Raw genomic sequence first — 25,548 nt, forward strand, 5'->3', positions numbered from 1 at the left:
GGCCGTCGTAGAATTGGCGGATGACCACCACGCCTTCGACCGAGCCCGCGGCAGAGCCCGCACCGGGCATCGACCCCGCGGAGATGGCGATCGCCCTGCGGGTCCTCGCCTCGCTCAGCGAGATCGACCCGGAGGACCCGGACTTCGTCACCGTGCGGCAGGCCACCGCCAAGATGTTCAAGTCCGTCAAAATGGTGCGCCGCGGCGAGAAGCGCCAGGCGATCGCGGACGCCGACCGGGAGGTCATCGCCGCGACCGCGACCGGCGCCCGCACCCGGATCGACGACGAGACCATCGGCGCCCAGCTGCGCCTCGGCACCGATCGGGCGTCGGCCGGCGAACTGCTCGTGCCCCGGGCCTGCTACATCTGCAAGCAGAAGTACACCCTCGTCGACGCGTTCTACCACCAGCTGTGCCCCGGCTGCGCGGCCATGAGCCACCAGAAACGGGATGCCCGCACCGACCTGACCGGCAAGCGCGCCCTGCTCACCGGCGGCCGCGCCAAGATCGGCATGTACATCGCCCTGCGCCTGCTGCGCGACGGCGCCCACACGACCATCACCACCCGGTTCCCGCGGGATGCGGTGCGCCGGTTCAGCGCCATGCCGGACTCCGCCGACTGGCTGCACCGGTTGCGGATCGTGGGTATCGACCTGCGCGACCCGGCTCAGGTGATCGGCCTGGCCGACTCCGTGGCGGCGGCCGGACCGCTCGACATCCTGATCAACAACGCCGCCCAGACCGTGCGCCGCTCCCCCGGCTCCTACTCGATGCTGGCCCTGGCGGAGCAGTCTCCGCTGCCGGAGGGCAGCATCCCGGAGATCGTGACGTTCGGGCACGCCAACGACGCGCACCCGACCGCGCTCGCGGCATCCGTCACCAGTCACCCGATCCTCACCGCCGCGGCCGGCGCGACCGGCGCGCTCACCGCCGACGACCTCACCGCGCTGGCCCTGGCGCCGGGCTCCTCCTCGCTCGAGCGCCTCGCCGCCGGCACCGCGATCGACGCGGGCGGGCTCGTGCCCGACCTGCACGACGCGAACAGCTGGACCGCGAACGTGCAGGACGTAGACCCGCTGGAGATGCTCGAGGTTCAGCTCTGCAACACCACGGCCCCGTTTCTGCTGGTGAGCCGCCTGCGTGCGTCGCTGGCGGCATCCGAGGCCCGCCGCACCTACATCGTGAACGTGTCCGCGATGGAGGGCGTGTTCGGCCGCGGCTACAAGGGCCCCGGCCACCCGCACACGAACATGGCCAAGGCCGCGCTGAACATGCTCACCCGCACCAGCGCGAAGGAGATGCTCTCGGACGGCATCCTGATGACGAGTGTGGACACCGGCTGGATCACCGACGAGCGCCCGCACCCGACCAAGGTGCGCCTCGCCGAGGAGGGCTTCCACGCCCCGCTCGACCTGGTCGACGGCGCGGCGCGGGTCTACGACCCGATCGTGCGCGGCGAGGCCGGCGAAGACCTCTGCGGCGTCTTCCTGAAGGATTACCAGCCCGGAACCTGGTAGCCGTCCCTCGGGCCACCACCCTGTCCCGCTCCGAACCAATTCGACGGAGATTCTGAGCTTTTCGCACCCTGGAGGCCGATTCAGACCCGATTTCGGCAAAATCTCCGTCGAATTGGTTGGGTGGAATTGGTGAGGGCGAGCGGATGCCCCGGCGCACTCGCAGCGCGACCAGGCAACGCCGAGGATCAGTCCGGCGCGGGGGCGGGCGGCGTCCAGACATACGGGGTCGTCGTCGTCAGCGTCTGGAAGCCCAGGCGCAGCAGGATCGGTTTGCTGTCCTCGGAGGCGTCGACCTGCAGGTAGCGCACGCCACGATCGTGCGCGAGCCGTGCCCGGTGCGCCACGAGCGCCCGGTAGATGCCGCGGCCCCGCCAGGCGGCAAGCGTCGACCCGCCCCAGAGGCCGGCGAAGTCCGTTCCCGGGGTGAACTCGAGTCGGCACGAGGAGACCACCTCTCCGGCGGCCTCGGCGACGAAGACGAGCACATCACCCGGGGCATCGCGCACACTCGTCTCAAGGTCGCCGGCCAGCCAGGACTGGTCCGTTCCCCAGACCTGAGTCTGGACGTCGGCGATGCCATCGAAATCCGCTCGGGAGTCGACCTGACGGATGGTGACCCCGTCGGGCAGCCCGGACCCGGGTCGCGCGGTCAGGCGCGCGGTCTCGCCCACGACGACCGTCTCGGGTGCCTCGGGCACGAACCCGGCAGCGATCAGGCGCCGGGTCAGGTCCGCGGGCTCGTCGTGGCCGCGGGTCTTCCACTCCACCGCCTCGCCGCGAGCCGCGAAGAAGTCTCGGTGCCCGGCGATGAGGGCGTCCAGCGCCGACCCGGTCAGTCCCACCTCGCGGGCGGTCTCGACGAAACCCTGGTGCCATCCCACCACGCGCAGAACCGAACCCCGCAGTTCAAAACGGATGCCCGCGGGCTGCTCGGCCGGAACCCGCAGCCGGAGCTGGGCATCGTAGGCGGCCAGGAGGGCCTCTCGACTTGTCATTGCGCCCCACCCTAGAGCCGGCCCGAACGAATTCGACGGTAATTTTGGCCAAACGAGACCCAGACGGCCAAAAAACGGGCTGTTAGGGCAGAATCTCCGTCGAATTGGTTCAGCGCCGGACACCGTGTGCCGGCTCCGCCCGGGAGTCGAGCCAGGGGCCACCGATCCGGGACGCCCGGCGGGAATGCTCGACCGCCGCGACGACTTGGAGTCAAGGGGCATCCGTCCCGGTGAGTGAAGAGGTGCAAGCTGAGCAGCATCGACGTGGGCTTCCGTTCCGAACGCGGCCCGGTGCTGATCGCCCTGATGATGACCACGGGCCTGGTCGCGATCGACGCCACCATTCTGGCGACCGCCGTGCCCACGATCGTGAAGGACCTCGGCGGCTTCGCCCAGTTCCCCTGGCTGTTCTCCATCTACCTGCTCGCCCAGGCCGTGTCCGTGCCGGTGTACGCGAAACTGGCCGACACCGTCGGTCGCAAGCCGATCGTGCTGATCGGCATCGCCCTGTTCCTGCTCGGCTCGGTGCTCTGCGGGCTGGCCTGGAGCATGCCTGCGCTGATCGTTTTCCGCGCGATCCAGGGCCTCGGGGCCGGGGCCGTGCAGCCGATGGCGGTCACCATCGCCGGCGACATCTACACCGTGGTCGAACGCGCGAAGGTGCAGGGCTACCTCGCCAGCGTCTGGGCGATCTCCTCCGTCGTCGGCCCCACCCTCGGCGGCGTGTTCTCCCAGTTCCTGTCCTGGCGCTGGATCTTCTTCGTCAACATCCCGCTCTGCGTCATCGCTGCCTGGATGCTGCTGCGCCAATTCCACGAGACGGTCGAGCCCCGCCGCCACCAGGTGGACTACCTCGGGGCCGGGCTGCTCACCGTGTCACTGAGCCTCCTGATCATAGCCGTGCTGGAGGGCGGGCAGGCCTGGGCCTGGAACTCGCCGCAGAGCATCGGATCCTTCGGCCTGGGCGCGCTCCTGCTGGCCCTGTTCGTGCTCGCCGAGCGGGGGGCCGCCGAGCCCGTCCTGCCGCTCTGGGTGTTCAGCCGGCATCTGCTGCTCAGCACCGCGCTCGTCTCGATCGGTGTCGGCGCCATCCTGATCGGCCTCACTTCCTTCGTGCCGACCTACCTCGAAGGGGCCCTGGGAACCGCGCCGCTGACCGCCGGTCTGGCCCTGGCGGCGCTGACGATCGGCTGGCCGATCTCGGCATCGCTCTCCGGGCGCCTGTACCTGCGGATCGGCTTCCGGAACACGGCGCTGATCGGCATCGGCATCGTGCTGCTCGGCGTGGTGGCCCTCGCACTCTTCGCAGCGACCCCCTCGGTCGCCATCGTCGCCGCCAGCTGTTTCGTGACCGGCCTCGGCCTGGGCCTGGTGGCCACCCCGTCCCTGATCGCGGCGCAGTCCAGCGTCGACTGGAACGAACGCGGCGTCGTCACCGGAGCCAACCTGTTCTCCCGTTCCATCGGCAGCGCGGTCGGCGTGGCCATCTTCGGCGCCGTGGCGAACGCGATCTTCTCCGCCTCCGGGCGAGGGGCGCCGGATGCCGCCACGGTCGTCGCGGCATCCGGCGCGGTGTTCGCGGCCGTGACCGTCACCGCCGCTTTGACCATGATTGCGGCGATCTCCATGCCGCGAACGCCGGCTCACCGGGTGCAGTGACCCGAGGCCTCGACACCTGAACGAATTCGACGGAGATTCTGACAGAAACGACCCTGAACAGCCCGAAAGCGAGCCTTTACGGCAATATCTCCGTCGAATTGGTTCACCGCCGGGGCGAGGATCCCCGCTCGTCCAGCCAGTGCAGGGCCCGCCCGTGCGGCTCCGTGAACGCGATCGGCTCGGCATCCAGAGCGAGCACGAAGTCAGTGGATGCTGCGGGGCGCGCCCGCAGTCTCTCCGTCACCGCGGGCACGACCGAGCGGCCCTCGTTGGACAACCAGCGCACGGGCAGCCGGTGCATGGTGGCCGTGAACCGGCGCGCGGCTGCTTCGTCGAGGTAGGCCAGCACGGCGGTGTGGAACACGACCACGGTCGCCCCGGCGGGCGCCCGTGCGACGAGGGCCTCGACCTGGTCGTTGAGGTCCCCTCGCACGATCGGGGCCGGCTCCGCCCGAGCGAGCTGCACCGCCGCACGGAGCCTCGCCCGGCGATCGTCGTGCTCCGGCCAGATCAGGGCGTCCAGCCAGGCCACGTCGGCCTGATCGAACAGGTCGAGCGGGTTGAGGTCGACGCCGGCCCGCCAGACCACCTCGGGCAGTTCGGCCGGCCCGGGCACCGGCCCGGTCAGGGAGCAGTCGAGGACCACCGGGCTCGGCCCGGCGGCGGGATGCAGCATCCGTTCGACCTCATCGCCGGCGAGATACCGGTAGCTGTACCGGTCGGGATACAGGCAGAGCCCCGCGGATGCCCCCACCTCGATCAGGGCCAGCGGACCGGGAAGCGCGGCGAGCGCCGGCAGCAGCACCGCGCACCGTCCGGGCTCGTTCGTCTGGGTGGAGTGACTGAGGCAGGTGGCCGACACGACGGCCCAGTGGCCGGCCAGCCAGGAGCCGAACTCCCCGTACTCCGAGACGGGGGCGCCGTGGAACCGCGCCGCGCTGAAGACCAGGTTCGGCTGCCGTTTCGGCGCCGGGAGCCGGTCGATCAGGGCGACGGTCGCCGGGTCGTCCGCCACGCCGTGCGCCCACGCTTCGTAGCAGGCGCTCAGGCCGCGCGCTTCCATGTCGGCGAACTCCCGGTAGCGGTCGGCGGTCGCGGCCCGCGGGTCGGTGCTTGCCCTCATGCGCACACCCTAATCCTTGGCTAGGCTGAATCCTGTGTGCTGCGTCACAAGCGTCAGCGCGCCCGCATACCGCGAAACCGAGATGGAGAAACCGTTGCCCGGAGAGAACCTCACCAGGATCGAAGCCCAGGAGCGCGCCGCGCTCATCACCGTGCAGAGCTATCAGGTCACCCTCGACCTCACCGCCGGACCGGAGACGTTCGGCAGCGAGACCACGGTGCGCTTCACCGCGACGCCCGGTTCGTCCACCTTCATCGACGCCATCACCCGCACCGTGCACTCGGTGACGCTTAACGGCGCCGCGCTCGACCCCGCATCCGTCAGTGACGGCATCCGGATCCAGCTCGACGGCCTCGCCGCGGAGAACACGCTCACCGTCGTCGCCGACGCCGAGTACACGAACACCGGCGAGGGCCTGCACCGCTTCGTCGACCCGGTCGACAACGAGGTCTACCTCTACAGCCAGTTCGAGGTGCCCGACTCCCGCCGCGTCTTCGCCGTGTTCGAGCAGCCCGACCTCAAGGCCACGTTCGCGTTCACGGTCACCGCGCCGGGCGCCTGGGAAGTCATCTCCAACTCGGTCACGCCCGAGCCGACGGATGCCGGCAACGGCCAAAAGACGTGGGCCTTCGCCCCCACCCACACCATCTCCAGCTACATCACCGCCCTCGTCGCCGGCCCCTACGCGGTCGTGCGCAGCGAGCTGACCTCCAGCGACGGCCGCACCATCCCGCTCGGCCTCTTCTGCCGGAAGAGCCTGTTCGAGTACCTCGACGCGGATTACCTGTTCGAGAAGACCCGCCAGGGCTTCGAATACTTCGAGGGCAAGTTCAACTACCCGTACCCGTTCGACAAGTACGACCAGATGTTCGTGCCGGAGTTCAACGCCGGCGCGATGGAGAACGCCGGCGCGGTCACCTTCACCGAGACCTACGTGTTCCGTTCCAAGGTCACCGACGCCATCAAGGAGCGCCGCGTCGTCACCGTGCTGCACGAGCTCGCGCACATGTGGTTCGGCGACCTGGTCACCATGAAGTGGTGGAACGACCTGTGGCTGAACGAGTCCTTCGCCGAGTGGGCGTCGACCATGGCCACCGCCGAGGCCACCGAGTGGACCGAGGCATGGACCACCTTCGCCGTGATGGAGAAGAGCTGGGCCTACAAGCAGGACCAGCTGCCCTCCACCCACCCCATCACCGCCACCATCACCGACCTCGAAGACGTGCAGGTCAACTTCGACGGCATCACGTATGCCAAGGGCGGCTCCGTGCTCAAGCAGCTCGTGGCCTGGGTCGGCCGCGACGAATTCTTCACCGGCGTCGCCGCGTACTTCCAGAAGCACCAGTGGGGCAACACCGAGCTGCACGACCTGATGGTCGAACTCGAGGCCTCCAGCGGCCGCGACCTCAGCGAATGGACCAGGCTGTGGCTCGAGACCGCGGGCGTGAACACCCTGCGCCCGGAGGTCACCGTCGACGAGACCGGCACCGTCACCGGCTTCACGGTGCTGCAGACAGCCGCCGCCGACTACCCCACCATTCGCCCGCACCGCCTCGCGATCGGCTTCTACGACCTGGCGGACGGCACACTCGTGCGCTCGCACCGGGTCGAGATCGACGTCGACGGCGCGCAGACGGATGTCCCCACGCTGGTCGGCCTGAAGCGTCCCGCCCTGGTCCTGCTCAACGATGACGACCTGGCCTACGCCAAGATCCGCCTCGACCCGGCGTCGCAGGAGGTGGCCCTCGAGAACCTCTCCGCGATCGAGAGCCCGCTCGCCCGCGCCATCGTCTGGGGCGCGGTGTGGGACGCCACCCGCGACGCCGAGACGGCGCCGCGCGACTTCATCACGCTCGTGCTCGGCAACGTCGCGACGGAGACCGAGTCGACCACGCTGCGCACGGTACTCGGCCAGGTCGTGCTCGCCGCCACCTACTACGTCGCCGAGGAGCACCGCACGGCGACGATCAAGGAGGTCGGGGACGCGCTCTGGTCCCTCGCCCGCCACGCCGAAGCCGGCTCCGACGCGCAGTTCCAGTTCGTGAAGTTCTTCGCCGGTATCGCGACCACCGAGAGCCAGCTGGCATCCGTGGCCGCGCTCCTGGACGGCTCCGTGCCGCTCGAGGGCCTGGAGATCGACACCGACCTCGCCTGGGAGCTGCTCATCGCCCTCGTCGCCGGTGGCAAGGCCGGATCGGCCGAGATCGACGCCGCACTGGCCGCGGACAACACCGCGACCGGCGCCCAGTCGGCCGCGCAGGCCCGCGCCGCCATCCCGACGGCTGAGGGGAAGCAGGCCGCCTGGTCGTCGCTGATCGACGTGGACACCGCCCCGAACACGATCGTGCGGGTCACGGCCGCCGGTTTCCTGCGCGCCAACGACACCGCGCTGCTCGAACCGTTCGTGGACCAGTACTTCGCCATGCTGCAGTCGGTCTGGGCGGCCCGCAGCTTCTCGATCGCAGAGAAGCTCGTGCTCGGGCTGTACCCGGCACCGCTCGCGAACCGGGCGCTCGTCACCTCGACGCGCACCTGGCTCGACGCCAACCCGGAGCCGCTCGCGCTGCGCCGCCTGGTGATCGAGAACCTGGCCGGGGTCGAACGGGCCCTCGCCGCCCAGACGCGCGACGCGGAGTAGCCGCGCCGCCGCATCCGCCCGCGTGCCCCTAACGAATTCGACGGAGATTCTGCTCCTGGAACCGGGTTAAACCGGTCCAGATCGCCAGATCAGCCAAAATCTCCGTCGAATTCGTTGGGGCGCGGAGCCGGGGCCGGGGACTAGGAGCGCGGGGCGCGGGGCAGGGGACTCAGGATCCGGACAGGACGAGGCTCTGTAGACTCGTCTCGTTATGGACTTTGACGCAATCTGGCTTGAACTCACCCAATTTTTCACGATCGACCTGTGGCTCAAGACCATAAACATCGTCGTCATCATCGTGGGCGCACTCGTGCTGCGCTGGGTGCTGCACTTCGTGATCGAACGGGTCGTGCAGCAGATCGTCTCCGGGGTCAAGAAGAACCAGAACGTACTGGACACGCAGGCCCTGAGCGTCTCCCCCCTGGCGGCGGTGCGCGTGGTGCAGCGCACCCGCACCCTCGGCTCCGTGCTCTCCAACATCCTCAACGTCACCCTGCTGATCGTGTCGATCCTGTTGATCGTCAACATCATCAACACGGACATCCTGGGGTCCTTCGCCCTGCTCACGGCCGCTCTCGGCGCCGGCCTGGGTTTCGGCGCGCAGAACATCGTCAAGGACATCCTGAACGGCCTGTTCATGGTCGTCGAGGACCAGATCGGCGTGGGCGACATCGTCGACGTGGGCTTCGCCTCCGGCGTCGTCGAGACCGTCGGCATCCGTGTCACCCAGGTGCGCGACGTCGACGGCACGCTCTGGTTCGTGCGCAACGGCGAGATCCTGCGGGTCGGCAACATGTCCCAGGGCTGGGCCCGCGTCATCATCGACCTCGCTATTCCCTACTCGTCCGACGTGGAAGCCGTTCAGAACGAGCTGCTCCGGGTGGCGAAGGCCCTGGCCTCCAGCCGCAAGTGGCGCCCCGTCATCCTCGAGAAGCCCGAAATCTGGGGACTCGAATCGATCTCCGCGGAGGCCCTCGTCGTGCGCCTCGTGGTGAAGACCCGGGTCGCGGCGAAGTGGGACTTCGCGCGCGACCTGCGCCTGCACCTGAAGAAGGCTCTCGACGGCCTGGGCATCGGCCTGACCCCGCTGAACAGCGTTGTCATGGCCGGCAAGGATGGCGCCATCAACGCCGGCACGACCCCCGCCTTCGAAGATGCACCCGACGCGGCCGTCGAAGCAGCCGCGTCGATGCCCGACATCGCCACCAGCCCCTTCACCGCCCCGGTGACGATGAGGAAGAACAAGGCGCCGCGGGCCCCGCGCCGGCCCAAGGCCGACACGGTGACACCCGAAAAGGCCGAACCCGAAGCGTCCAAGCCGGAAGCGCCCAAATCCGAAGCGTCCAGGCCGATAACGCCCAGGCCGGTAACGCCCAGGGCCGAATCGCCGAAAGCTGAAACGCCGAAGACCGAACCAGCCAGGAACACCGCACCCGACCCGGAGATCCGCGATGACGAATGACGCCACCCCAGTTTTCCCCGCCACCCCCGCCGGGGTCCACCTCCGCGGCGGTGAGGACGGCGCGGCCCTCGGCCCGTCGTTTTACGAGCAGGTCGGCGGGCGACCGTTCTTCGAGAAACTGGTCGCCGAGTTCTACCGCGGCGTCGCCACCGACCCGGTGCTGAAGCCGATGTACCCGGAGGCCGACCTCGGGCCGGCCGTCGAGCGGCTCACGATGTTCCTCGAGCAGTACTGGGGCGGTCCGGGCACGTACAGCGAGCAGCGCGGCCACCCGCGCCTGCGCCAGCGCCACCAGCCGTTCAAGGTCAACCCGGATGCCCGCGACCGCTGGCTCAGACACATGCGCGCCGCCGTCGACAGCTGCGAGCTGCCCCCGCTGCAGCGTGACACCCTGTGGGACTACCTCGAGCGCGCCGCGTTCGCCATGCTGAACACGTTCGACGAGTAACCCGCTGTCCTCCCGATAGCACCGCTGACGATGGAGTCACGATGAACCCGGTTCCCCGTCGCGCCGCCCCGACCGAAGCCGATGTCATCGTCGTGGGCTCCGGCCTCGCCGGGCTCGTCGCGACGTGTGAGCTGCTGGATGCCGGCAAACGTGTCTTCCTGGTCGACCAGGAGGGCGCCGCGTCCATCGGCGGCCAGGCCTGGTGGTCGTTCGGCGGGCTCTTCCTGGTCGACTCCCCCGAGCAGCGCCGCCTCGGCGTTCACGACTCCCCCGAGCTCGCCCGCCAGGACTGGTTCGCGAGCGCCGGCTTCGACCGGGCCGAGGACTACTGGCCGACCCTGTGGGCGGATGCCTACCTCGACTTCGCCAGCGGCGAGAAACGTGCCTGGCTGCACGATCTGGGCATCCGGTTCTTCCCGGTCGTCGGCTGGGCCGAGCGCGGCGGGTACACGGCCCTCGAACACGGCAACTCGGTGCCGCGGTTCCACATCGTCTGGGGCACCGGCCCGGCACTCCTGACGCCCTTCATCACGCCGGTGAGGCAGGGCGTTCAGGCCGGCCAGGTGAGCGCACTGCATCGGCACCGGGTCGACGAGCTCCTCATCGAGGACGGCGGCGTGGTGGGCGTCCGCGGAGTGCGCCTCGCCGACGACGGCGCGGAACGCGGCACAGCGAGTTCACGCGACCCGGTGGGTGACTTCGAACTGCGGGCCTCGGCCGTGATCGTCACCAGCGGAGGCATCGGCGGCAACCACGACCTCGTGCGCGCCCAGTGGCCGACGCGCCTGGGCACGGCGCCGAAGAAGCTTCTCTCCGGCGTCCCGGCGCACGTCGACGGACGGATGCTCGGCATCAGCGAGCGGGGCGGCGCGCGCCTGATCAACGGGGACCGGATGTGGCACTACACCGAGGGGATCACGAACTGGGACCCGGTCTGGGCCGCCCACGGCATCCGTATCCTCCCCGGTCCGTCCTCCCTCTGGCTCGACGCCACCGGCGCACGACTGCCCGGGCCGCTCTTCCCCGGGTTCGACACCCTCGGCTCGCTGGAGTACATCCTCAAGACCGGACACGAGCACAGCTGGTTCGTGCTCACCCAGAAGATCATCCAGAAGGAATTCGCCCTCTCCGGCAGTGAGCAGAACCCCGACCTGACCGGCCGGAACCTGCCGTTGCTAGCGAAGAGGCTTCTCCCGGGCGCGCCGGGGCCGGTGGAGGCGTTCAAGGAGAAGGGCGTCGACTTCGTCGTCGCCGACACCCTGCACGACCTGCTGACCGGCATATAGCAGCGTGCACCTGAGGTGCGCCTGGACTTCACCAACGTCGAGCGGGAGATCCGCGCCCGGGACCGGGAACTCGACAACGGTTTCTCAAAGGATGCCCAGATCAACGCGATCCGGCAGGCGCGGCACTATCGGGGCGACCGTCTCATCCGCGTCGCCAGCCCGCACAAACTGCTCGACCCGAAGAACGGGCCCCTGATCGCGGTGAAGCTGCACATCCTCACCCGGAAGAGCCTCGGCGGCATCGAAACCGACCTGTCCGCCCGGGCCCTGGGCGCGGACGGCCAGCCGATCCCCGGCCTGTACGCGGCCGGGGAGGCCAGCGGGTTCGGCGGCGGCGGCATGCACGGCTACCGCTCGCTCGAGGGCACCTTCCTCGGCGGGTGCCTGTTCACGGGCCGCACCGCGGGTAGCGCGGTCGCCGCGGCGCTCTAGACGCAGCCCCGGCGTCGCGGCGCACCCTGTGCACGCGGGCGCAGGCTGGAGCATGCGCCCGCGCCCCGAAGGTGCGCCGCGAGACGGATGCCGGCAGCCGGCATCCGGCGGCGCGGCTAGAGTCCGGCTGCGACCAGGGCCGCCGTGTCGCGGCCCATCCGGATGGCGCCGTCGACGTGCTGGTACCCCTTGCCGGCCAGGTCGCTGCAGGAGAACGAGATCGGTCCCACCGGCGTGCGCAGGTCGGCGCCGTACCGGGCCAGCCCGCCCAGGTCGAAGCTGGCCGCGTAGGCACCGCGGGTCCATTCCTCGGTGCCCCAGTCGCTCTCGTAGTACACGACCGGCGTGAGCGCCTTCTCGCCGAAGTAGTGCGAAAGCGAGGTGAGGATGCGCTGCTTGCGTTCCTCCGCCGTGAGGGTGAAGACCTCGTCGGCCGCTTCGTCGGAGACGAACCCGACGAACGTGCCACGGGTGTCGCCGAAGTTCGTGTTGTCGTAGGCCTCGTGCACGAGCTCGTACGGGCTGAAGGCCGTGCCGGACAGGCCGTCCTCGCGCCAGAACGGGGTCTCGTAGACCGCGTGCACCTTGATCACAAAACCCATCGACAGGTGCTGGTGCAGCTGGTGCTGGCGGCGCGGAAGCGGGGGTTCGAACGAGATCCGGTTGTAGAGCACCGGTGGGACGGCCACGATCACGCGGCGCGCGTGCACCTCGAGCTGGTCGGTGACGGCCACGACGCCGTCCGCGTTCCAGCGCAGGGCGCGCACGGCCTGGCCGAGGAACACGTCGTCGCCGAGGCGCTCGGCGAGCAGGATCGGCACCTGCTGCAGGCCCCCGACGACGCGCTCGTCCAGGATGAAGTCGGCGTCGACGAGGTTGCTGAAGCTGCCGGCACTGGCCGCCATCAGCAGCGCCTGCAGGGTGGAGAACGCGTGGGCCGGCTTGGTCAGCATGGCACCGGCGATGAACATGCCGATGTTGTCGCGGGCCTCCTGGTCGGTGGTCTCCTGCTCCAGCCAGGCGCTGAAGGAGATCTCGTCGAGTTCCTTCGCCTGCGGGTGCGTCCACGGCCGGTCGGGGTCGGTTTCGGCGACGAGCCCGTCCAGCTTCTCGATCAGGCGCACGATCTCCCGCTCGGTGTCGGGAGAGACTGGGAAGATCTCGCCCTCGAACCGGGTGCGCTCGCCCGCCGCGTTGACGTAGACGCTCTCGCCGTCGCGGTACCGCGCGAAGGTCTCGAGGCCGAGCTCCGCGATGGTGTCCTTGAGCGCGTCCTGGTCGGGCGAGACCCACTGGCCGCCGATCTCGAGCATGGCGCCCTCGATGTCGTCGGTCCAGAGCCGGCCGCCGACGCGGTCGCGCGCTTCGAGCACGGCCACGGTGTGGCCGGCCTTCTGCAGCGCGGTCGCGGCGGTCAGGCCGGATGCGCCGGCGCCGATGATGACGATGTCACGTTCGATGATGGTCATTGTTGTTTCCCCTGGATGCTGGTGGTTGCTGATGCCGCGGATGGTGGGAGTCGATGAACGGTCAGGAGACCGGGATGAGCGTGTACTTGGTGGACAGGTACTCGTGGATTCCCTCGAGCCCGCCTTCCCGGCCGAGACCGGACTGTTTGACGCCGCCGAACGGGGCCGCGGCGTTGGAAACCAACCCCGTGTTCAACCCCATCATTCCAGTGTCCAGCTGGGCGATCATCCGCTGCCCGCGGGCCAGGTCCTGGGTGAAGACGTAGCTGACCAGCCCGTATTCGGTCGAGTTGGCCAAACGCACGGCCTCGGCCTCGTCGGTGAAGGTGACGATGCCCACGACGGGGCCGAAGATCTCTTCGCTCAGGATGGCGCTGCCCGGCGTGACGCCGGTCAGCACGGTCGGCTCGTAGAAGGAGCCGGGGCCGGCCGGGCGCACCCCGCCGGTGAGCAGGGTGGCGCCGTGGGCCAGCGCGTCCTTGACGAGCGCGTCGGTGCCGGCGACGGCGGCCTCGTTGACGAGGGGGCCGATGGTGACGCCGGACTCGGTGCCGCGGCCCATCTTCAGCGCGGTGACCCGGTCGGCCACGCGGCGGGCGAACTCGCCCGCCACCGACTCGTGCACGATGAACCGGTTGGCCGCGGTGCAGGCCTGGCCGATGTTGCGGAACTTCGCCAGCATGGCGCCCTCGACGGCCTTGTCCAGGTCCGCGTCCTCGAACACGACGAACGGGGCGTTGCCGCCCAGTTCCATCGAGGTGCGCAGCACCCCCTGGGCGGCCTGCACGATCAGCTTGCGGCCGACGGCGGTGGACCCGGTGAAGCTGAGCTTGCGCAGCCGGGGGTCGGCGATGATCGGCGCGGCCACGGTCGACGAGTCCGAGGTCGTGATCACGTTGACGACGCCGGCCGGGACGCCCGCGTCCTCGAGCAGTTGCACGAAGAACAGGGTGGTCAGCGGGGTCAGCTCGGCCGGCTTCACGACGACCGTGCAGCCGGCGGCGAGCGCCGGGGCGATCTTGCGGGTGGCCATGGCGAGCGGGAAGTTCCACGGCGTGATCAGCAGGCACGGGCCCACCGGCCGCTGGGACACGACCATGGAGCCGGTGCCCTCGGGGTTCAGCCCGTAGCGGCCGCTGATGCGCACGGCCTCCTCGCTGAACCAGCGCAGGAACTCCCCGCCGTAGGTGACTTCGCCGTTGGCCTCGGCGAGCGGCTTGCCCATCTCCATCGTCATCAGCAGGGCGAAGTCGTCGCGGCGCTCCTGCAGCAGGTCGAAGGCGCGGCGCAGGATCTCGGCCCGCACCCGCGGCGCGGTGGCCGCCCACGAGTCGGCCGCGGCGACGGCCGCGTCGAGGGCACGGATGCCGTCGGCGGCATCCGCGTTGGCGATCTGTTTGAGCACAACGCCCGTCGCCGGGTCGGTGACGTCGATCGGCTCGCCGCCGCCCTGCTGCCAGGCGCCGTCGATGTAGAGGCCGGCCGGGACGCGGGCGAGCAGTTCGGTTTCACGGGTGGACACGATGATTCTCTTTCCGATGCGATGCGGGTAATGCAGGAGGGGGGACGGTGCCGGACTGGGATCAGGGGTAGAGGCCGCGCAGCAGGTGCGCTTCCGCGACCCGTTCGACGGCGAGCACGGTGGCGGCGGCGCGCAGGGACAGGTCGCGGGCGGCGGCGTAGTCGACGACCTGGTGCCAGGCGGCGAGCATCCGTTCGGCCAGTTTGTGCTCGACCTCCGCGGCGTTCCACCAGTAGGCCTGGTTGCCCTGCACCCATTCGAAGTAGGAGACGATGACGCCGCCGGCGTTGGCGAGGATATCGGGCACAACGAGCTGCCCGTTGGCGGCGAAGATGGCGTCGGCCGCGGGCGAGGTGGGGCCGTTGGCACCCTCGACGATGACCCGCGCGGTGACGCGCGCCGCGTTGCCCTCGTGCAGCACGCCTTCGACGGCGGCCGGCACGAGCAGGTCGACGGGCAGTTCGAGCAGGGCGTCCCCGTCGATCGGTTCGGCCCCGGCGAAGCCGACGACCCTGCCGGTCGTGGCGACGTGCGCGCTGAGCCGTTCGAAGTCGAGGCCGGCGGCGTTGTACACGGCGCCGTACTGGTCGCTCACGGCCACCACGCGCACGCCGGCGTCGGTGAGGAAGACGGCGGCGTCGTGACCGACCTTGCCGAAGCCCTGCACCGCCGCGGTCGCCCCTTCGGGACGGATGCCGCGGTGCTTCAACGCCGCGATGGCCATGTGGGTAACGCCGCGCGAGGTGGCGCTGGCGCGGCCGTGGGAGCCGCCCAGGCTGATCGGCTTGCCGGTCACGATCCCGGGGACGGTGTAGCCGACGTTGACGGAGTAGGTGTCCATGATCCAGGCCATGGTGCGCTCGTCGGTGCCCATGTCGGGTGCCGGGATGTCCTTCTCCGGGCCGATGATGGGCAGGATCTCGCTGGTGTAGCGGCGGGTGACGCGTTCCAGTTCGGGCTGGGAGAACAGGCGGGGGTCGATGGTGACTCCGCCCTTGGCACCGCCGTACGGCACGTCCAGCAGGGCGCATTTCCAGGTCATCCACATGGCGAGGGCACGCACCTCGTCGAGGGTGACGTTCGGGCTGTAGCGCAGGCCGCCCTTCGCGGGGCCGCGGGACAGGTTGTGCTGCACCCGGTAGCCGGTGAAGAGGCGGGTGGTTCCGTCGTCGCGGCGGAGCGGCACGGCGACCGTCATCTCGCGCCGCGGGGTGGCGAGCAGGGAGTGCAGGCCGTCGCTGTAGCCGAGCACGCCGATGGCGGCGCGGAGCTGGGAGCGTGCGTCGTCGAGCGGGGTGGCCAGGGGGGTCGCCTGCGGGGTCGCCTGCGGCAGCGCCAGGGGCGCCGGCGCGGCCTCGAGCAGGCTCATGCGGCGGCCAGGGCGCTCGCGAGAACCTGCAGGCCCTCGACCAGGAGGGCGTCGGGGATGCTCAGCGGCGGCAGGAAGCGGATCACGTTGCCGTAGGTGCCGCAGGTGAGCAGGATGACTCCCTGCGCGTGGGCGGCGGACACGATGCGGCCGGTGAGGGCGGCATCCGGGTCGCCGGTGACCGGGTCGACGAGTTCGATCGCGATCATGGCACCGCGACCGCGTACGTCGCCGACGCGCTTGTCGACGGCCCGCAGTGCGTTCAGTCGACCGGTCATGATGACGCCGATGTCCCGCGCCCGCCGGGCCAGGTCGTCTTTCTCGTAGCTTTCCATGGTCGCGAGGGCCGCGGCGCAGGCGAGCGGGTTGCCGCCGTAGGTGCCGCCGATGCCGCCGACCTGGGGGGCGTCCATGATCTCGGCCCGGCCGGTGACGGCGGAGAGGGGCAGGCCGCCGGCGATGCCCTTGGCCATCACCATGATGTCCGGCACGATGCCTTCGTGCTCGCTCGCGAACATGTCGCCGGTGCGGGCGAAGCCGGTCTGCACCTCGTCGGCAATGAAGACGACCCCGTTGGCGCGGCACCACGCGACCAGGGTGGGCAGGAAGCCCGGGGCGGGAACGATGAAGCCGCCCTCGCCCTGGATCGGCTCGATGATCAGGGCCGCGAGGTTGTCCGCCCCGATCTGCTTCTCGATCTGGGAGATGGCGCGGGTGGCCGCGGCAACGCCGTCCAGGCCGCCGTCACGGTAGGGGTAGGACATCGGCGCGCGGTAGATCTCCGCGGCGAAGGGGCCGAAACCGTTCTTGTAGGGCTGGTTCTTGGCCGTCAGGCCCATGGTGAGCGTGGTGCGGCCGTGGTACGCGTGGTCGAAGGCGACGACGGCCTGCTTGCCGGTGTAGTGCCGGGCGATCTTGACCGCGTTCTCCACGGCCTCGGCGCCGGAGTTGAACAGCGCGCTGCGCTTGGGGTGGTCGCCGGGGGTGAGCCGGTTGAGCGTTTCGGCCACGGCGATGTAGGAGTCGTAGGGCGCGACGGTGAAGCAGGTGTGCGTGAACTGGGCGAGCTGGGCGGCGACGGCCGCGACCACCTCGGGGGCACTGTTGCCGATCCCGGTCACGGCGATGCCGCTGCCGAGGTCGATCAGGGAGTTGCCGTCCACGTCGACCAGCACGCCGCCGCCGGCGGCCACGATGTACACGGGCAGGGTGACGCCCACGCCGGCCGAGACGGCCTGCGCCTTGCGGGCGCTGAGTTCCTGCGACTTCGGACCGGGGATCGCCGTGACGAGGCGTCGCTCCTGCGGGAGGGAGGGTCCGCCGACGGGGGTTTCTTGGGCAAGGGATTCGACAATGGTCATGGCTGCTCCAGTTCTGGGACCGAGATGCATCGGCGCGCTGCCGGCGACGATGCCAATTGCCACACTCTATGGCGGCTCGCGGTGCGCCGGCACCCGCCATTCTGTACATTCCCATGGGAGTAATCCGCCATCTTGTACACTTGGTCCATGTCCCCGATCGCGGCCCCGCCGCTGCTGCCGCCCCTGCGCCGCCTGCTCGACCAGCCGGGTCTGCGGCTGCGCCTGCTCACACCCGAGGCATCGTTGCCGGCCCAGGCGCTGGAGCAGTCCGTGGAATGGGTGCACAGCTCCGACCTGGCCGACCCGACGCCGTTCCTCTCCGCCGGCCAGGTGCTGCTCACCACGGGCACTCAGTTCGCCGCCGAGGGCACGACGGATGCCTTCTACGCCGAGTACGTGTCGCGGCTCCGCGCCCGCGGCATCGCCGCCCTCGGCTTCGGCACCGAGGTCGTGCGCGACGGCACGCCCGATCCGCTGGTCGCCGCCTGCCTCGCCCACGGCCTGCCCCTGGTCGAGGTGCCCTACGGCACGCCCTTCATCGCGGTCGCCCGCGCGGCCGGCGACCTCGTCGCGGAGCTGCGCTACGCCCGGCACACCTGGGCGCTCGGAGCCCAGCGTGCGATCTCGCTCGCCGCCCTCCGGCCGGACGGCCTCAGCGCCACGCTCAGCGAACTGTCCCGGCAGCTGAACCACTGGGTGGCGCTGTTCGACGCGAGCGGCGCCCTCGACCGGGTCTTCCCGCGGGACACGTTCGCGGCCTCGGGCGGCGCGAACTCCCGGGGCTCCCTGGCCCGGGTGCAGCAGGAGGCCGCCCGGCTGCTGCACCGCGGGCAGCGGGCCAGCACCACCCTCGACGAGGGCGGCGAGACCCTGACCCTGCAGACGCTGGGCCGGCGGGACCAGCTCCGCGGTGTGCTGGCCCTCGGCGGTGCCACCGAACTCGACCAGGCAAGCCAGGAGGTGGTGACCAGCGTCATCGCGATGGCCGGGCTCGCGCTCGAGCAGAACAGTGCCCTGGACCGTGCCCGCGGCCACCTGCGCTCGGGCCTGCTGCACGCGCTCCTCGGCGGGGACGTGGAGCTCGCCCAGACCATCTCCCGCGAGATGTGGGGGCCGCTCCCCCACGAGCCGGTGCGGATCGCCATCGTCGAGCCCCTGCCCGAACGCCTGGACGCCCTGACCGAGTTCCTCGAGCTGCGCGTGGAGGAACGACCCGGGCAGCTCTTCTTCGCCCGCGAGGGCAGGTCGGTCATGCTCTGCGTCGACCAGACCGGCGGTCCGCTCCTCGACGAGCTGGTGAGCTTCGGGCTGCACGTCGGGGTGTCCGACCACGGCGGCTACCCGTCACTGCAGCATCTGGTCGCCCAGGCCCGGCAATCGCTCGAGCGATCCAACGAGGGCGCCCCCGGAATCGTCGAGTTCGAGGTCATCTCCCGGCAGGGAGTGCTGGCGTTCCTGGCCCGCACGGATGCCTCCGAAGTCGGCCGCGCCACCCTCCGGCCGCTCTCCGACCACGATGCCGCGCACGGCACGGCGCTGCTGGGGACCCTCCGGGCATGGCTCGAGCAGAACGGCCAGTTCGGCCCGGCCGCGGCCGAACTGGGGGTGCACCGCCACACCGTGCGTGGCCGGATCGACCAGGCCGAGGCTCTGCTCGGCCGGGACCTCGGCACGTTCCACGCGCGGGCCGACCTCTGGGCGGCCCTGCTGGCCGCCGGGGACGCCCCACTCGGGTAGGCGGACTCGGGTAGGCGGACTCGGTGAGGCGGATCAGGCCTGGAGCGACCAGGACTTGCGGCGCACCAGGATGTGGCCGCGGCTCGTGCTCATCCGGGTCCACAGGCCCGTCTCGTACAGGCGCACGGGTTCGTCCTTCGCCAGGAAGCCGAGGCTGACGGCGGCGAAGGCGGCGCCGGACGGCACGATCTCCAGGCCGGGGATCGGGCGGCTCCAGACCTCGGACCGCACCCGCTGCACGATCTGCGCGCCGGTCCCGGACGGGATGACCGCGGCGACTTCTTCGATGCCGGTCTTCGCGGCACCCTCGAGCAGCGCGGCATCCGTCTGGCCCAGCAGGGTCCAGCCGCCCGTGGGCGGCGAGATCCCGGCCCACGTCACCGTGGTCACCTCGAGCGGCACCGTCACGGTCACCGCAGCCTCCGGCTCCGACACCGCCGCGGTCAGCCGGGCGAGCCGGTCGAGGAGGGAGCGCACGGGCACCACCGCGTCGAGGTCGACCGGGGCGGTGAGCGCGAACGTGCGCAGGCCCAGCACGGTCGGGCTGGAGTCCAGCAGGCCGCGGGGATAGAGGATGGCGGTGTAGACGGCGAGCACGCCCGCAGCCTGGATCAGGCGCACGGAACCGTCCTCCACCCGGCCGGCACGGGAGAGGTACACCTGAAGATCGCGAAGGGACAGGGAGTCTGGGAGAGAAAATGACTTGCTCATCTACTCCTAAACTACCAAGTACGCGCGGGGCCGTCCGGACCCTGCGTCGCCCGCCTGAGGAGGCCGCATGGATATCCAAATGGAAGGTCTCCTGACCGCTCTCGACCTCACGGACACGGGAGCCCGCACCAGCGAAGACATCTTCACCGGCCCGTCGCAGTGGATGCCGCTCGGCCGCGTCTTCGGCGGACAGGTGCTCGCCCAGTCCCTCGTCGCCGCGATGAGGACCGTGCCGGACGACCGGCACGTGCACTCCATGCACGGCTACTTCCTGCGCCCCGGCGACGTGGGCCAGCCGATCACCTTTTCTGTGGACCGCATCCACGACGGCCGTTCCTTCTCCACCCGCCGCACACAGGCCTACCAGGACGGGCACCCGATCCTGTCGATGATCGCGTCCTTCCAGGACGTGGACGAGGGGCTCGAACACCACATCGAGATGCCCTCCGACCTCCCCGCTCCGGAATCCCTCCCGACCGCCGCGGAATCGCTCGCGCAGGTCGACCACTCGATCGCCCGGTACTGGGCCAGTGAGCGCCCCTTCGACATGCGGCACGTTCCCTCGCCGATCTACCTCACGGTGAACGGCGAGCACACGTCCCGCCAGGCCGTGTGGATGAAGACCCTCGGGCCGCTCCCCGACGACCCCGACCTGCACCGGGCGGCGCTGGCCTACGCGAGCGACTACTCGATCATGGAGCCCATCATGCGGCGGCACGGCATCGCCTGGGCCACGCCGGGGCTCAAGGTCGCCAGCCTCGACCACGCGATGTGGTTCCACCGCTTCGGCCGGGCCGACGAGTGGATGCTGTACGTGCAGGATTCCCCGACCGCCCAGGGCGGACGCGGGCTCTCCACCGGCAGCATCTTCAGCCGGTCCGGCCTGCTCCTGGCGACGGTCGCCCAGGAGGGCATGCTGCGCGTGCCCACCAACGCGGAGTAGACCGATATGACGAAGCCCACCGACATCTCCCGCCGCAGCGCGATCCTGCTCGGCACCGCCGGAACAGCGGTGGCCCTGGTCGGCTGCAGCACCGGCTCCCCCGATTCGGGCGGGGCGGGCTCCGGCGGGCCGGTCGAGGTCGCCAAGCTGGCCGACATTCCCGTGGGCGGCTCGATCGTGGCCGAACTGAACGGCAAGCCGATCATGCTCAGCCAGCCGACCGAGGGCACCGTGGTCGGGTTCAGCGCCATCTGCACCCACCAGGGCTGCGTCGTCAAACCCCTGGACAAGAAATTCGACTGCCCCTGCCACGGGTCCAAATTCGACGCGGCCACCGGCGAGGTCCTCGCCGGACCGGCGACGACCGCGCTTGCATCCGTGAAGGTCACCGTCACCGACGACACCGTCTCCGCGGGCTGATTGCCTCTGCCGGCTGAACCACCCCGTCGGCGAAGCCCGGGCCTCAGGCCTCCGGCAGGGACGCGCGCCGGGTGAACCTGATCGGCTCGTCCACGTAGGGCGCCCAGGCGGCTCGTTCGACCTCGTTGATCTTGCGCGGGCGCTCGGTCACGGCATCGACGAGCACGATCGTGGTGCTCGCCTGGGCGTACAGCTTCGCCGGCTCGACGCCGACCGGGCTCCAGACCTCGTAGCAGACCTCGAGGCTGGCGCCGCCGAGCTTGCCCAGCCACAGACGGATGTCCACGGGCTGTCTCAGGTACGGGATCGGCGCGAGGTACTCGGCTTCCAGTCGCGCGATGAGAGTCAGCGTCGCCGCCCCCGGCCGCCCGTCCAGCACCGCGGTGCCGCCTTCGGCCCCGGGGCCGGTGCCGTCCTCGTCCGGCCAGAACGCCTGGATCCGCGCATCCTCCAGGAGGCGCAGCATCTCGGCGTTGTTGACGTGGCCGTACGCGTCAAGGTCTGACCAGCGCAGCCGGACGGGAACGTGCAGCTTCATCCGGGGTCCTAGTCGCGCGTGAGCTTGCGGTACGCGGAACGGTGCGGCTTGGCGGCATCCGGGCCGAGCCGAGCGATCTTGTTCTGTTCGTACGATTCGAAGTTGCCCTCGAACCAGTACCAGTTGGCCGGGTCTTCGTCGGTGCCCTCATACGAGAGGATGTGGGTCGCGATCCGGTCGAGGAACCACCGGTCGTGAGTGATCACCACGGCGCAGCCGGGGAATTCGAGCAGCGCGTTCTCGAGCGAGCCGAGCGTTTCGACGTCCAGGTCGTTAGTGGGCTCGTCGAGCAGCAGCAGGTTGCCGCCCTGCTTGAGGGTGAGCGCCAGGTTCAGGCGGTTGCGCTCTCCACCGGAGAGCACGCCGGCCTTCTTCTGCTGGTCCGGACCCTTGAACCCGAACGTGGAGACGTAGGCGCGGGACGGGATCTCGGTCTTGCCGACCTGGATGTAGTCCTGGCCGTCGGAGACGACCTCCCACAGCGACTTGTTCGGGTCGATGCCGCTTCGGCTCTGGTCGACGTAGGAGATGTCGACGGTCTCGCCGATCTTCAGTTCGCCCTGGTCGAGGGGTTCAAGGCCGACGATGGTCTTGAACAGGGTGGTCTTTCCCACGCCGTTCGGGCCGATGATGCCGACGATGCCGTTGCGCGGGAGGGTGAAGGAGAGGTCCTCGATCAGGACCCGGTCCCCGAAGCCCTTCTTGACCTTCTTGGCGTCGATGACCTGGGCGCCAAGGCGCGGTCCGACGGGAATCTGGATCTCTTCGAAGTCGAGCTTGCGGGTGCTCTCGGCAGCCGCCGCCATCTCTTCGTAACGGGCGAGGCGCGCCTTGGACTTCGCCTGACGGCCCTTCGCGTTCGAGCGCACCCACTCGAGCTCGTCCGCGAGGCGCTTGGCCATCTTCGCGTCCTTCTTGCCCGCGATCAGCAGTCGTTCCTGCTTCTTCTCGAGGTAGGTCGAGTAGTTGCCCTCGTAGGGGTACAGGTGGCCGCGGTCCACTTCGGCGATCCACTCGGCCACGTGGTCGAGGAAGTACCGGTCGTGGGTGACGGCGAGGACTGCGCCGGGGTACTGGGCGAGGTGCTGCTCCAGCCAGAGCACGCTCTCGGCGTCGAGGTGGTTAGTGGGCTCGTCGAGGAGGAGCAGGTCGGGCTTCTGCAGCAGCAGCTTGGTCAGCGCCACGCGGCGCTTCTCACCACCGGAGAGGTCCGCGACGGCGTAGTCTCCCGGCGGGGTGCGGAGGGCGTCCATCGCCTGCTCGAGCTGGGAGTCGAGGTCCCACGCGTCGGCCGCGTCGATGGCTTCCTGCAGGGTGCCCATCTCCGCCAGCAGGGCGTCGAAGTCCGCGTCGGGTTCGGCGAGGGCGAGGCTGATTTCGTTGAACCGGTCGACCTTGGCCTTGATCGGGCCGACGCCTTCCTGCACGTTCTCGAGGACGGTCTTGGTCTCGTCGAGTTCGGGCTCCTGCATCAGGATGCCGACCGTGTAGCCGGGTGAGAGCTTCGCCTCGCCGTTGCTGGGGGTGTCCAGTCCGGCCATGATCTTGAGGATCGTGGACTTTCCCGCGCCGTTCGGCCCCACGATTCCGATTTTGGCGCCGGGGAAGAATGACATGGTGACGTCGTCGAGGATGAGCTTGTCGCCCACCGCCTTGCGAGCGCGGACCATCGTGTAGATAAATTCAGCCATAGTGCTTACCAGTCTATTTGGCGCGTGACCCCGACCAGACACGTTCCCGAACCCAGCACCGGCAGGACGGCGCCGTGATAGCCGCCGGTGGCCGGACCGTTCTGTCCGATCAGGCACTCTTCGCCCATGCGCACGGCGAACTGGATCGAGTCCGCGGCGAGCTCGGCGCTGGTGTCGTCGAAGGTGACGGACATCTGGGCCTTGTCGAAGCCGCCCCGGGCGAGCGCGTCGATGAACGCGCGCCCGCCGGCGCCGGAATCGGCGGCCACGACCGCGGCTGCGACGGCGTCGAAATAGTCGAGGTTGGCCGCGGCGTCGAGCTCTGGCCGCAGCACGGGGCCGGCCACCGGCGCCGCACTTGGGGACGGGGTGGCGTTCTCCGACGGGCTCGCCGAGGGCGCCGATGTCCGAGCCGGAGTCGGTCCCGGCGACGTGGCGGAGCACCCGACGAGGCCGAGACCCGCGATCACGCTGAGCACCGTAATCAGCCCGACCTGGCCCGTCCGGTGTCGGATCCGGGTGCCGGTGCCGGTGGGGGTGCCGGTTCGATGGAGCCTGGTTCCCATCCTCTGTGAAGCCGGCACGCTGCATCCTCCCGAGACCGCGGCGCGGTCAGCCCTCCGAGTCTGCCAGATGCCAGCCGGCCAAGCTGCGAGTCGGCCCAGCCTCGAGCCGGACCGAGAAGCGCGTCGCCCGGCTACGTCTCCAGGCTCACCAGGGTGGCGCTGCCGGCCGGCAGGAACCCGTCGGAATCCTGATCCGGCCGGCTCAGCGGGCCCGGCTGGCTCAACTCGACGGGCTCCTCCGACTGGACCTCAGCCGAACCTGCGGAATCTGCGGTCTCGGCCGACGGATCGAGCTGACGTTCCGGGGACGCCACCGTGCGCCGGGCGATCGTGGTGCACCAGGCGAGGTCGTGCCCGACGGAATCGGCCTCCACCTCCACCGAGGTGCCGTTGCGGTCGGCGTTCTCCCAGGCCCGGATGCGCAGACGCCCGATCACGACGACGTGCTGCCCTTTCTGCACCGAATCCACCACGTTGTGGGCGAGTTGGCGAAACGCCGAGACCGAATACCAGTTGGTGTCGGCATCCACCCAGGCCTGCTTGGTGCGGTCGAATCGGCGCTGGCCGGACGCCAGCCGGAAAGAGGTGATGGCCAGCCCTGAACTGGTCACGAGGTGGCGCGGCGAGGTCGCCACGATTCCGGTCACGGTGATGGTGTCGCTCATGATCTTCTCCCTGCACGCGGTCGTGCGCCGGGCGGATGACCCGGTGCATGCGAGCTGGGACGACGGCTCGTGCCTGTCTCCGCCGCCCCAGCTCGCACAGTCCGAGTGTGCGATGGCGGGCGCACCACTGGTCGGCCGGCCGCGCTTGTGTGGAGAACGCACGGTGCGTGGAATTGGGGAGGGACGACACCCGAATCCAGGTCTCGTACGGCCGGGCGCGGTCGCGTCAACTCTGTGGGATGGCGCGCACCCTGTTGTTGCGTGCCTCGTGGGTGAGTTCCACGAGGCCCAGAGCCTCGAGCAGGGGCGGGAGGTACATGCCGAATCTGCCCCGATACCCTTTGCGCAGGCCGTACCAGCCCCCGACCGGGTTGCTCTCGGCTCGCCCCCATGCCTCGACCGTGCCCTCGGCGGCCGGCTTCGTTTCGTCAGCGGCCCCGAGCGCGACCCAGTCTCCGCGTTCACGCAACCAGGCGGTCAGATCGACGATCGCGCTCACGCGGTACTTCAGCGTCGTCGCCCCCACCTGGCACACGACGGCCGGTGGGTCACCCTGCTCGTCCCGGTACATCGTGTACCGCGACGTACCGGGGGCGGTCCCCAACTGCCACGGGTCGTCCTCGGTTCCACTTCCAGTCACCCTGGCTCATTCATACTCCACAACCCCGCGATGGGTCAGGTTCGCGTTCCCAGAACCGTGAACCGAAGTCCGTGTGCGGATGAATCAATCCCTCCACATTCCACTGTTGATCAGGTTATCCACAGGGCACGGCACGGCGGGCGGATGCCGCGGGCAATGTCAGTGGGTACCCGTAACGTGATCCTCATGAAGCCCTCGTTCATCGAACAGCAGGAGACACGCGGTGAGTACTTCGACGCCATCCGCGAGGCGCACGGCAAGCTGGCCCAGGACGCCGCCGCACTGGCAGACCTCATCGACGAGGCCCACCGATTCGCGACGGGGACCGCGGATACCGGGCCGCGGGTGCCCGGGTC

20 protein-coding genes and 1 pseudogene are annotated in these 25,548 nt (G+C 69.9%); 9 read left to right on the forward strand and 12 right to left on the reverse strand.

Features of this window, described 5'->3' with window-relative positions:
* The first annotated feature begins 20 nt into the window (after positions 1-20).
* Positions 21-1,517 carry an SDR family NAD(P)-dependent oxidoreductase gene (locus E3T24_RS07455; RefSeq protein WP_134366574.1) on the forward strand — a complete coding sequence of 499 codons (1,497 nt, stop codon included), beginning with the start codon at positions 21-23 and terminating at the stop codon, positions 1,515-1,517.
* A gap of 185 nt (positions 1,518-1,702) precedes the next feature.
* Here E3T24_RS07455 and E3T24_RS07460 read toward each other — a convergent pair whose 3' ends face one another.
* On the reverse strand, positions 1,703-2,512 hold the full coding sequence (locus E3T24_RS07460; protein ID WP_134366573.1) for a GNAT family N-acetyltransferase: 810 nt from the start codon (positions 2,510-2,512) through the stop codon (positions 1,703-1,705).
* Between the two features lie 306 nt (positions 2,513-2,818).
* On the opposite strand from E3T24_RS07460, the gene E3T24_RS07465 reads away from it, so the two are divergent.
* A complete protein-coding gene (locus E3T24_RS07465) occupies positions 2,819-4,171 on the forward strand; it encodes an MFS transporter (protein WP_134366588.1) in 1,353 nt (450 codons plus the stop codon).
* Positions 4,172-4,274: 103 nt separating this feature from the next.
* On the opposite strand, the gene E3T24_RS07470 is transcribed toward E3T24_RS07465, so the two are convergent.
* A complete protein-coding gene (locus tag E3T24_RS07470; RefSeq protein WP_134366572.1) occupies positions 4,275-5,294 on the reverse strand; it encodes a DUF2332 domain-containing protein in 1,020 nt (339 codons plus the stop codon).
* A 94-nt stretch (positions 5,295-5,388) separates the two neighbouring features.
* Between E3T24_RS07470 and pepN the strand changes: the two genes are divergently transcribed.
* The 4 genes and pseudogenes from pepN (at position 5,389) to E3T24_RS07490 (ending at position 11,560) form a co-directional block, all read left to right on the forward strand.
* Positions 5,389-7,932: an aminopeptidase N gene (gene pepN, locus E3T24_RS07475; RefSeq protein WP_134366587.1), complete on the forward strand. Its 2,544-nt coding sequence runs from the start codon at positions 5,389-5,391 to the stop codon at positions 7,930-7,932.
* A 211-nt stretch (positions 7,933-8,143) separates the two neighbouring features.
* Positions 8,144-9,394: a mechanosensitive ion channel domain-containing protein gene (locus E3T24_RS07480; protein WP_134405263.1), complete on the forward strand. Its 1,251-nt coding sequence runs from the start codon at positions 8,144-8,146 to the stop codon at positions 9,392-9,394.
* Positions 9,384-9,842, forward strand: a complete 459-nt coding sequence (locus E3T24_RS07485) for a globin (protein WP_134366570.1) — start codon at positions 9,384-9,386, stop codon at positions 9,840-9,842. Before E3T24_RS07480 ends, E3T24_RS07485 begins: the two co-directional genes overlap by 11 nt.
* Positions 9,843-9,883: 41 nt before the next feature.
* A pseudogene (locus E3T24_RS07490) lies at positions 9,884-11,560 on the forward strand (FAD-binding dehydrogenase).
* Between the two features lie 116 nt (positions 11,561-11,676).
* On the opposite strand, the gene E3T24_RS07495 reads toward E3T24_RS07490, so the two are convergent.
* The 4 genes from E3T24_RS07495 to gabT are packed head-to-tail and all read right to left on the reverse strand — an operon-like array spanning position 11,677 to position 17,281.
* Positions 11,677-13,062 (reverse strand): NAD(P)/FAD-dependent oxidoreductase, encoded by a 1,386-nt coding sequence (locus tag E3T24_RS07495; RefSeq protein WP_338144976.1) that lies wholly within the window; start codon positions 13,060-13,062, stop codon positions 11,677-11,679.
* Between the two features lie 28 nt (positions 13,063-13,090).
* Positions 13,091-14,554 (reverse strand): NAD-dependent succinate-semialdehyde dehydrogenase, encoded by a 1,464-nt coding sequence (locus tag E3T24_RS07500; RefSeq protein ID WP_160141033.1) that lies wholly within the window; start codon positions 14,552-14,554, stop codon positions 13,091-13,093.
* A gap of 58 nt (positions 14,555-14,612) precedes the next feature.
* Positions 14,613-15,920, reverse strand: coding sequence for a Glu/Leu/Phe/Val dehydrogenase (locus E3T24_RS07505; RefSeq protein WP_134366567.1), 1,308 nt, complete (start codon positions 15,918-15,920; stop codon positions 14,613-14,615).
* On the reverse strand, positions 15,917-17,281 hold the full coding sequence (gene gabT, locus E3T24_RS07510; RefSeq protein ID WP_134366566.1) for a 4-aminobutyrate--2-oxoglutarate transaminase: 1,365 nt from the start codon (positions 17,279-17,281) through the stop codon (positions 15,917-15,919). Before gabT ends, E3T24_RS07505 begins: the two co-directional genes overlap by 4 nt.
* 147 nt (positions 17,282-17,428) lie before the next feature.
* Between gabT and E3T24_RS07515 the strand changes: the two genes are divergently transcribed.
* Positions 17,429-19,018: a PucR family transcriptional regulator gene (locus E3T24_RS07515; protein WP_134366565.1), complete on the forward strand. Its 1,590-nt coding sequence runs from the start codon at positions 17,429-17,431 to the stop codon at positions 19,016-19,018.
* Between the two features lie 33 nt (positions 19,019-19,051).
* Here E3T24_RS07515 and E3T24_RS07520 read toward each other — a convergent pair whose 3' ends face one another.
* Positions 19,052-19,729 (reverse strand): hypothetical protein, encoded by a 678-nt coding sequence (locus tag E3T24_RS07520; protein WP_134366564.1) that lies wholly within the window; start codon positions 19,727-19,729, stop codon positions 19,052-19,054.
* A 67-nt stretch (positions 19,730-19,796) separates the two neighbouring features.
* Here E3T24_RS07520 and E3T24_RS07525 point away from each other — a divergent pair, with 67 nt between their 5' ends.
* Positions 19,797-20,672: an acyl-CoA thioesterase II gene (locus E3T24_RS07525; RefSeq protein WP_241976163.1), complete on the forward strand. Its 876-nt coding sequence runs from the start codon at positions 19,797-19,799 to the stop codon at positions 20,670-20,672.
* A gap of 6 nt (positions 20,673-20,678) precedes the next feature.
* Positions 20,679-21,092, forward strand: a complete 414-nt coding sequence (locus E3T24_RS07530; RefSeq protein ID WP_134366563.1) for a Rieske (2Fe-2S) protein — start codon at positions 20,679-20,681, stop codon at positions 21,090-21,092.
* 43 nt (positions 21,093-21,135) lie between these two features.
* Here E3T24_RS07530 and E3T24_RS07535 read toward each other — a convergent pair whose 3' ends face one another.
* From E3T24_RS07535 to E3T24_RS07555, 5 genes are all read right to left on the reverse strand, one after another.
* The gene (locus E3T24_RS07535; protein WP_134403172.1) at positions 21,136-21,630 is read right to left on the reverse strand and encodes a thioesterase family protein; all 495 of its coding nucleotides are present in this window, start codon (positions 21,628-21,630) and stop codon (positions 21,136-21,138) included.
* Positions 21,631-21,638: 8 nt separating this feature from the next.
* Positions 21,639-23,321 (reverse strand): energy-dependent translational throttle protein EttA, encoded by a 1,683-nt coding sequence (gene ettA / locus E3T24_RS07540; RefSeq protein WP_134366561.1) that lies wholly within the window; start codon positions 23,319-23,321, stop codon positions 21,639-21,641.
* 5 nt (positions 23,322-23,326) lie between these two features.
* The gene (locus tag E3T24_RS07545) at positions 23,327-23,905 is read right to left on the reverse strand and encodes a hypothetical protein (protein WP_241978646.1); all 579 of its coding nucleotides are present in this window, start codon (positions 23,903-23,905) and stop codon (positions 23,327-23,329) included.
* A gap of 113 nt (positions 23,906-24,018) precedes the next feature.
* A complete protein-coding gene (locus E3T24_RS07550) occupies positions 24,019-24,552 on the reverse strand; it encodes a single-stranded DNA-binding protein (RefSeq protein WP_134366560.1) in 534 nt (177 codons plus the stop codon).
* A gap of 226 nt (positions 24,553-24,778) precedes the next feature.
* On the reverse strand, positions 24,779-25,192 hold the full coding sequence (locus E3T24_RS07555) for a DUF6855 family protein (protein ID WP_134366559.1): 414 nt from the start codon (positions 25,190-25,192) through the stop codon (positions 24,779-24,781).
* Positions 25,193-25,548 lie beyond the last annotated feature (356 nt).

The organism is Cryobacterium sp. TmT2-59 (assembly GCF_004403545.1).
In the GTDB taxonomy this organism is placed as follows: domain Bacteria; phylum Actinomycetota; class Actinomycetes; order Actinomycetales; family Microbacteriaceae; genus Cryobacterium; species Cryobacterium shii.

Excerpts from the sequence above, each read along its gene's own strand:
- E3T24_RS07465 (WP_134366588.1), top strand. The coding sequence starts at position 2,819 with ATGATGACCACGGGCCTGGTCGCGATCGACGCCACCATTCTGGCGACC.
- E3T24_RS07460 (WP_134366573.1), bottom strand. The coding sequence starts at position 2,512 with ATGACAAGTCGAGAGGCCCTCCTGGCCGCCTACGATGCCCAGCTCCGG.
- E3T24_RS07485 (WP_134366570.1), top strand. The coding sequence starts at position 9,384 with ATGACGAATGACGCCACCCCAGTTTTCCCCGCCACCCCCGCCGGGGTC.
- E3T24_RS07480 (WP_134405263.1), top strand. The coding sequence starts at position 8,144 with ATGGACTTTGACGCAATCTGGCTTGAACTCACCCAATTTTTCACGATC.
- E3T24_RS07530 (WP_134366563.1), top strand. The coding sequence starts at position 20,679 with ATGACGAAGCCCACCGACATCTCCCGCCGCAGCGCGATCCTGCTCGGC.
- E3T24_RS07520 (WP_134366564.1), bottom strand. The coding sequence starts at position 19,729 with ATGAGCAAGTCATTTTCTCTCCCAGACTCCCTGTCCCTTCGCGATCTT.
- E3T24_RS07515 (WP_134366565.1), top strand. The coding sequence starts at position 17,429 with ATGTCCCCGATCGCGGCCCCGCCGCTGCTGCCGCCCCTGCGCCGCCTG.
- E3T24_RS07525 (WP_241976163.1), top strand. The coding sequence starts at position 19,797 with ATGGATATCCAAATGGAAGGTCTCCTGACCGCTCTCGACCTCACGGAC.
- E3T24_RS07505 (WP_134366567.1), bottom strand. The coding sequence starts at position 15,920 with ATGAGCCTGCTCGAGGCCGCGCCGGCGCCCCTGGCGCTGCCGCAGGCG.
- gabT (WP_134366566.1), bottom strand. The coding sequence starts at position 17,281 with ATGACCATTGTCGAATCCCTTGCCCAAGAAACCCCCGTCGGCGGACCC.
- E3T24_RS07550 (WP_134366560.1), bottom strand. The coding sequence starts at position 24,552 with ATGAGCGACACCATCACCGTGACCGGAATCGTGGCGACCTCGCCGCGC.
- ettA (WP_134366561.1), bottom strand. The coding sequence starts at position 23,321 with ATGGCTGAATTTATCTACACGATGGTCCGCGCTCGCAAGGCGGTGGGC.
- E3T24_RS07470 (WP_134366572.1), bottom strand. The coding sequence starts at position 5,294 with ATGAGGGCAAGCACCGACCCGCGGGCCGCGACCGCCGACCGCTACCGG.
- E3T24_RS07535 (WP_134403172.1), bottom strand. The coding sequence starts at position 21,630 with ATGAAGCTGCACGTTCCCGTCCGGCTGCGCTGGTCAGACCTTGACGCG.
- E3T24_RS07455 (WP_134366574.1), top strand. The coding sequence starts at position 21 with ATGACCACCACGCCTTCGACCGAGCCCGCGGCAGAGCCCGCACCGGGC.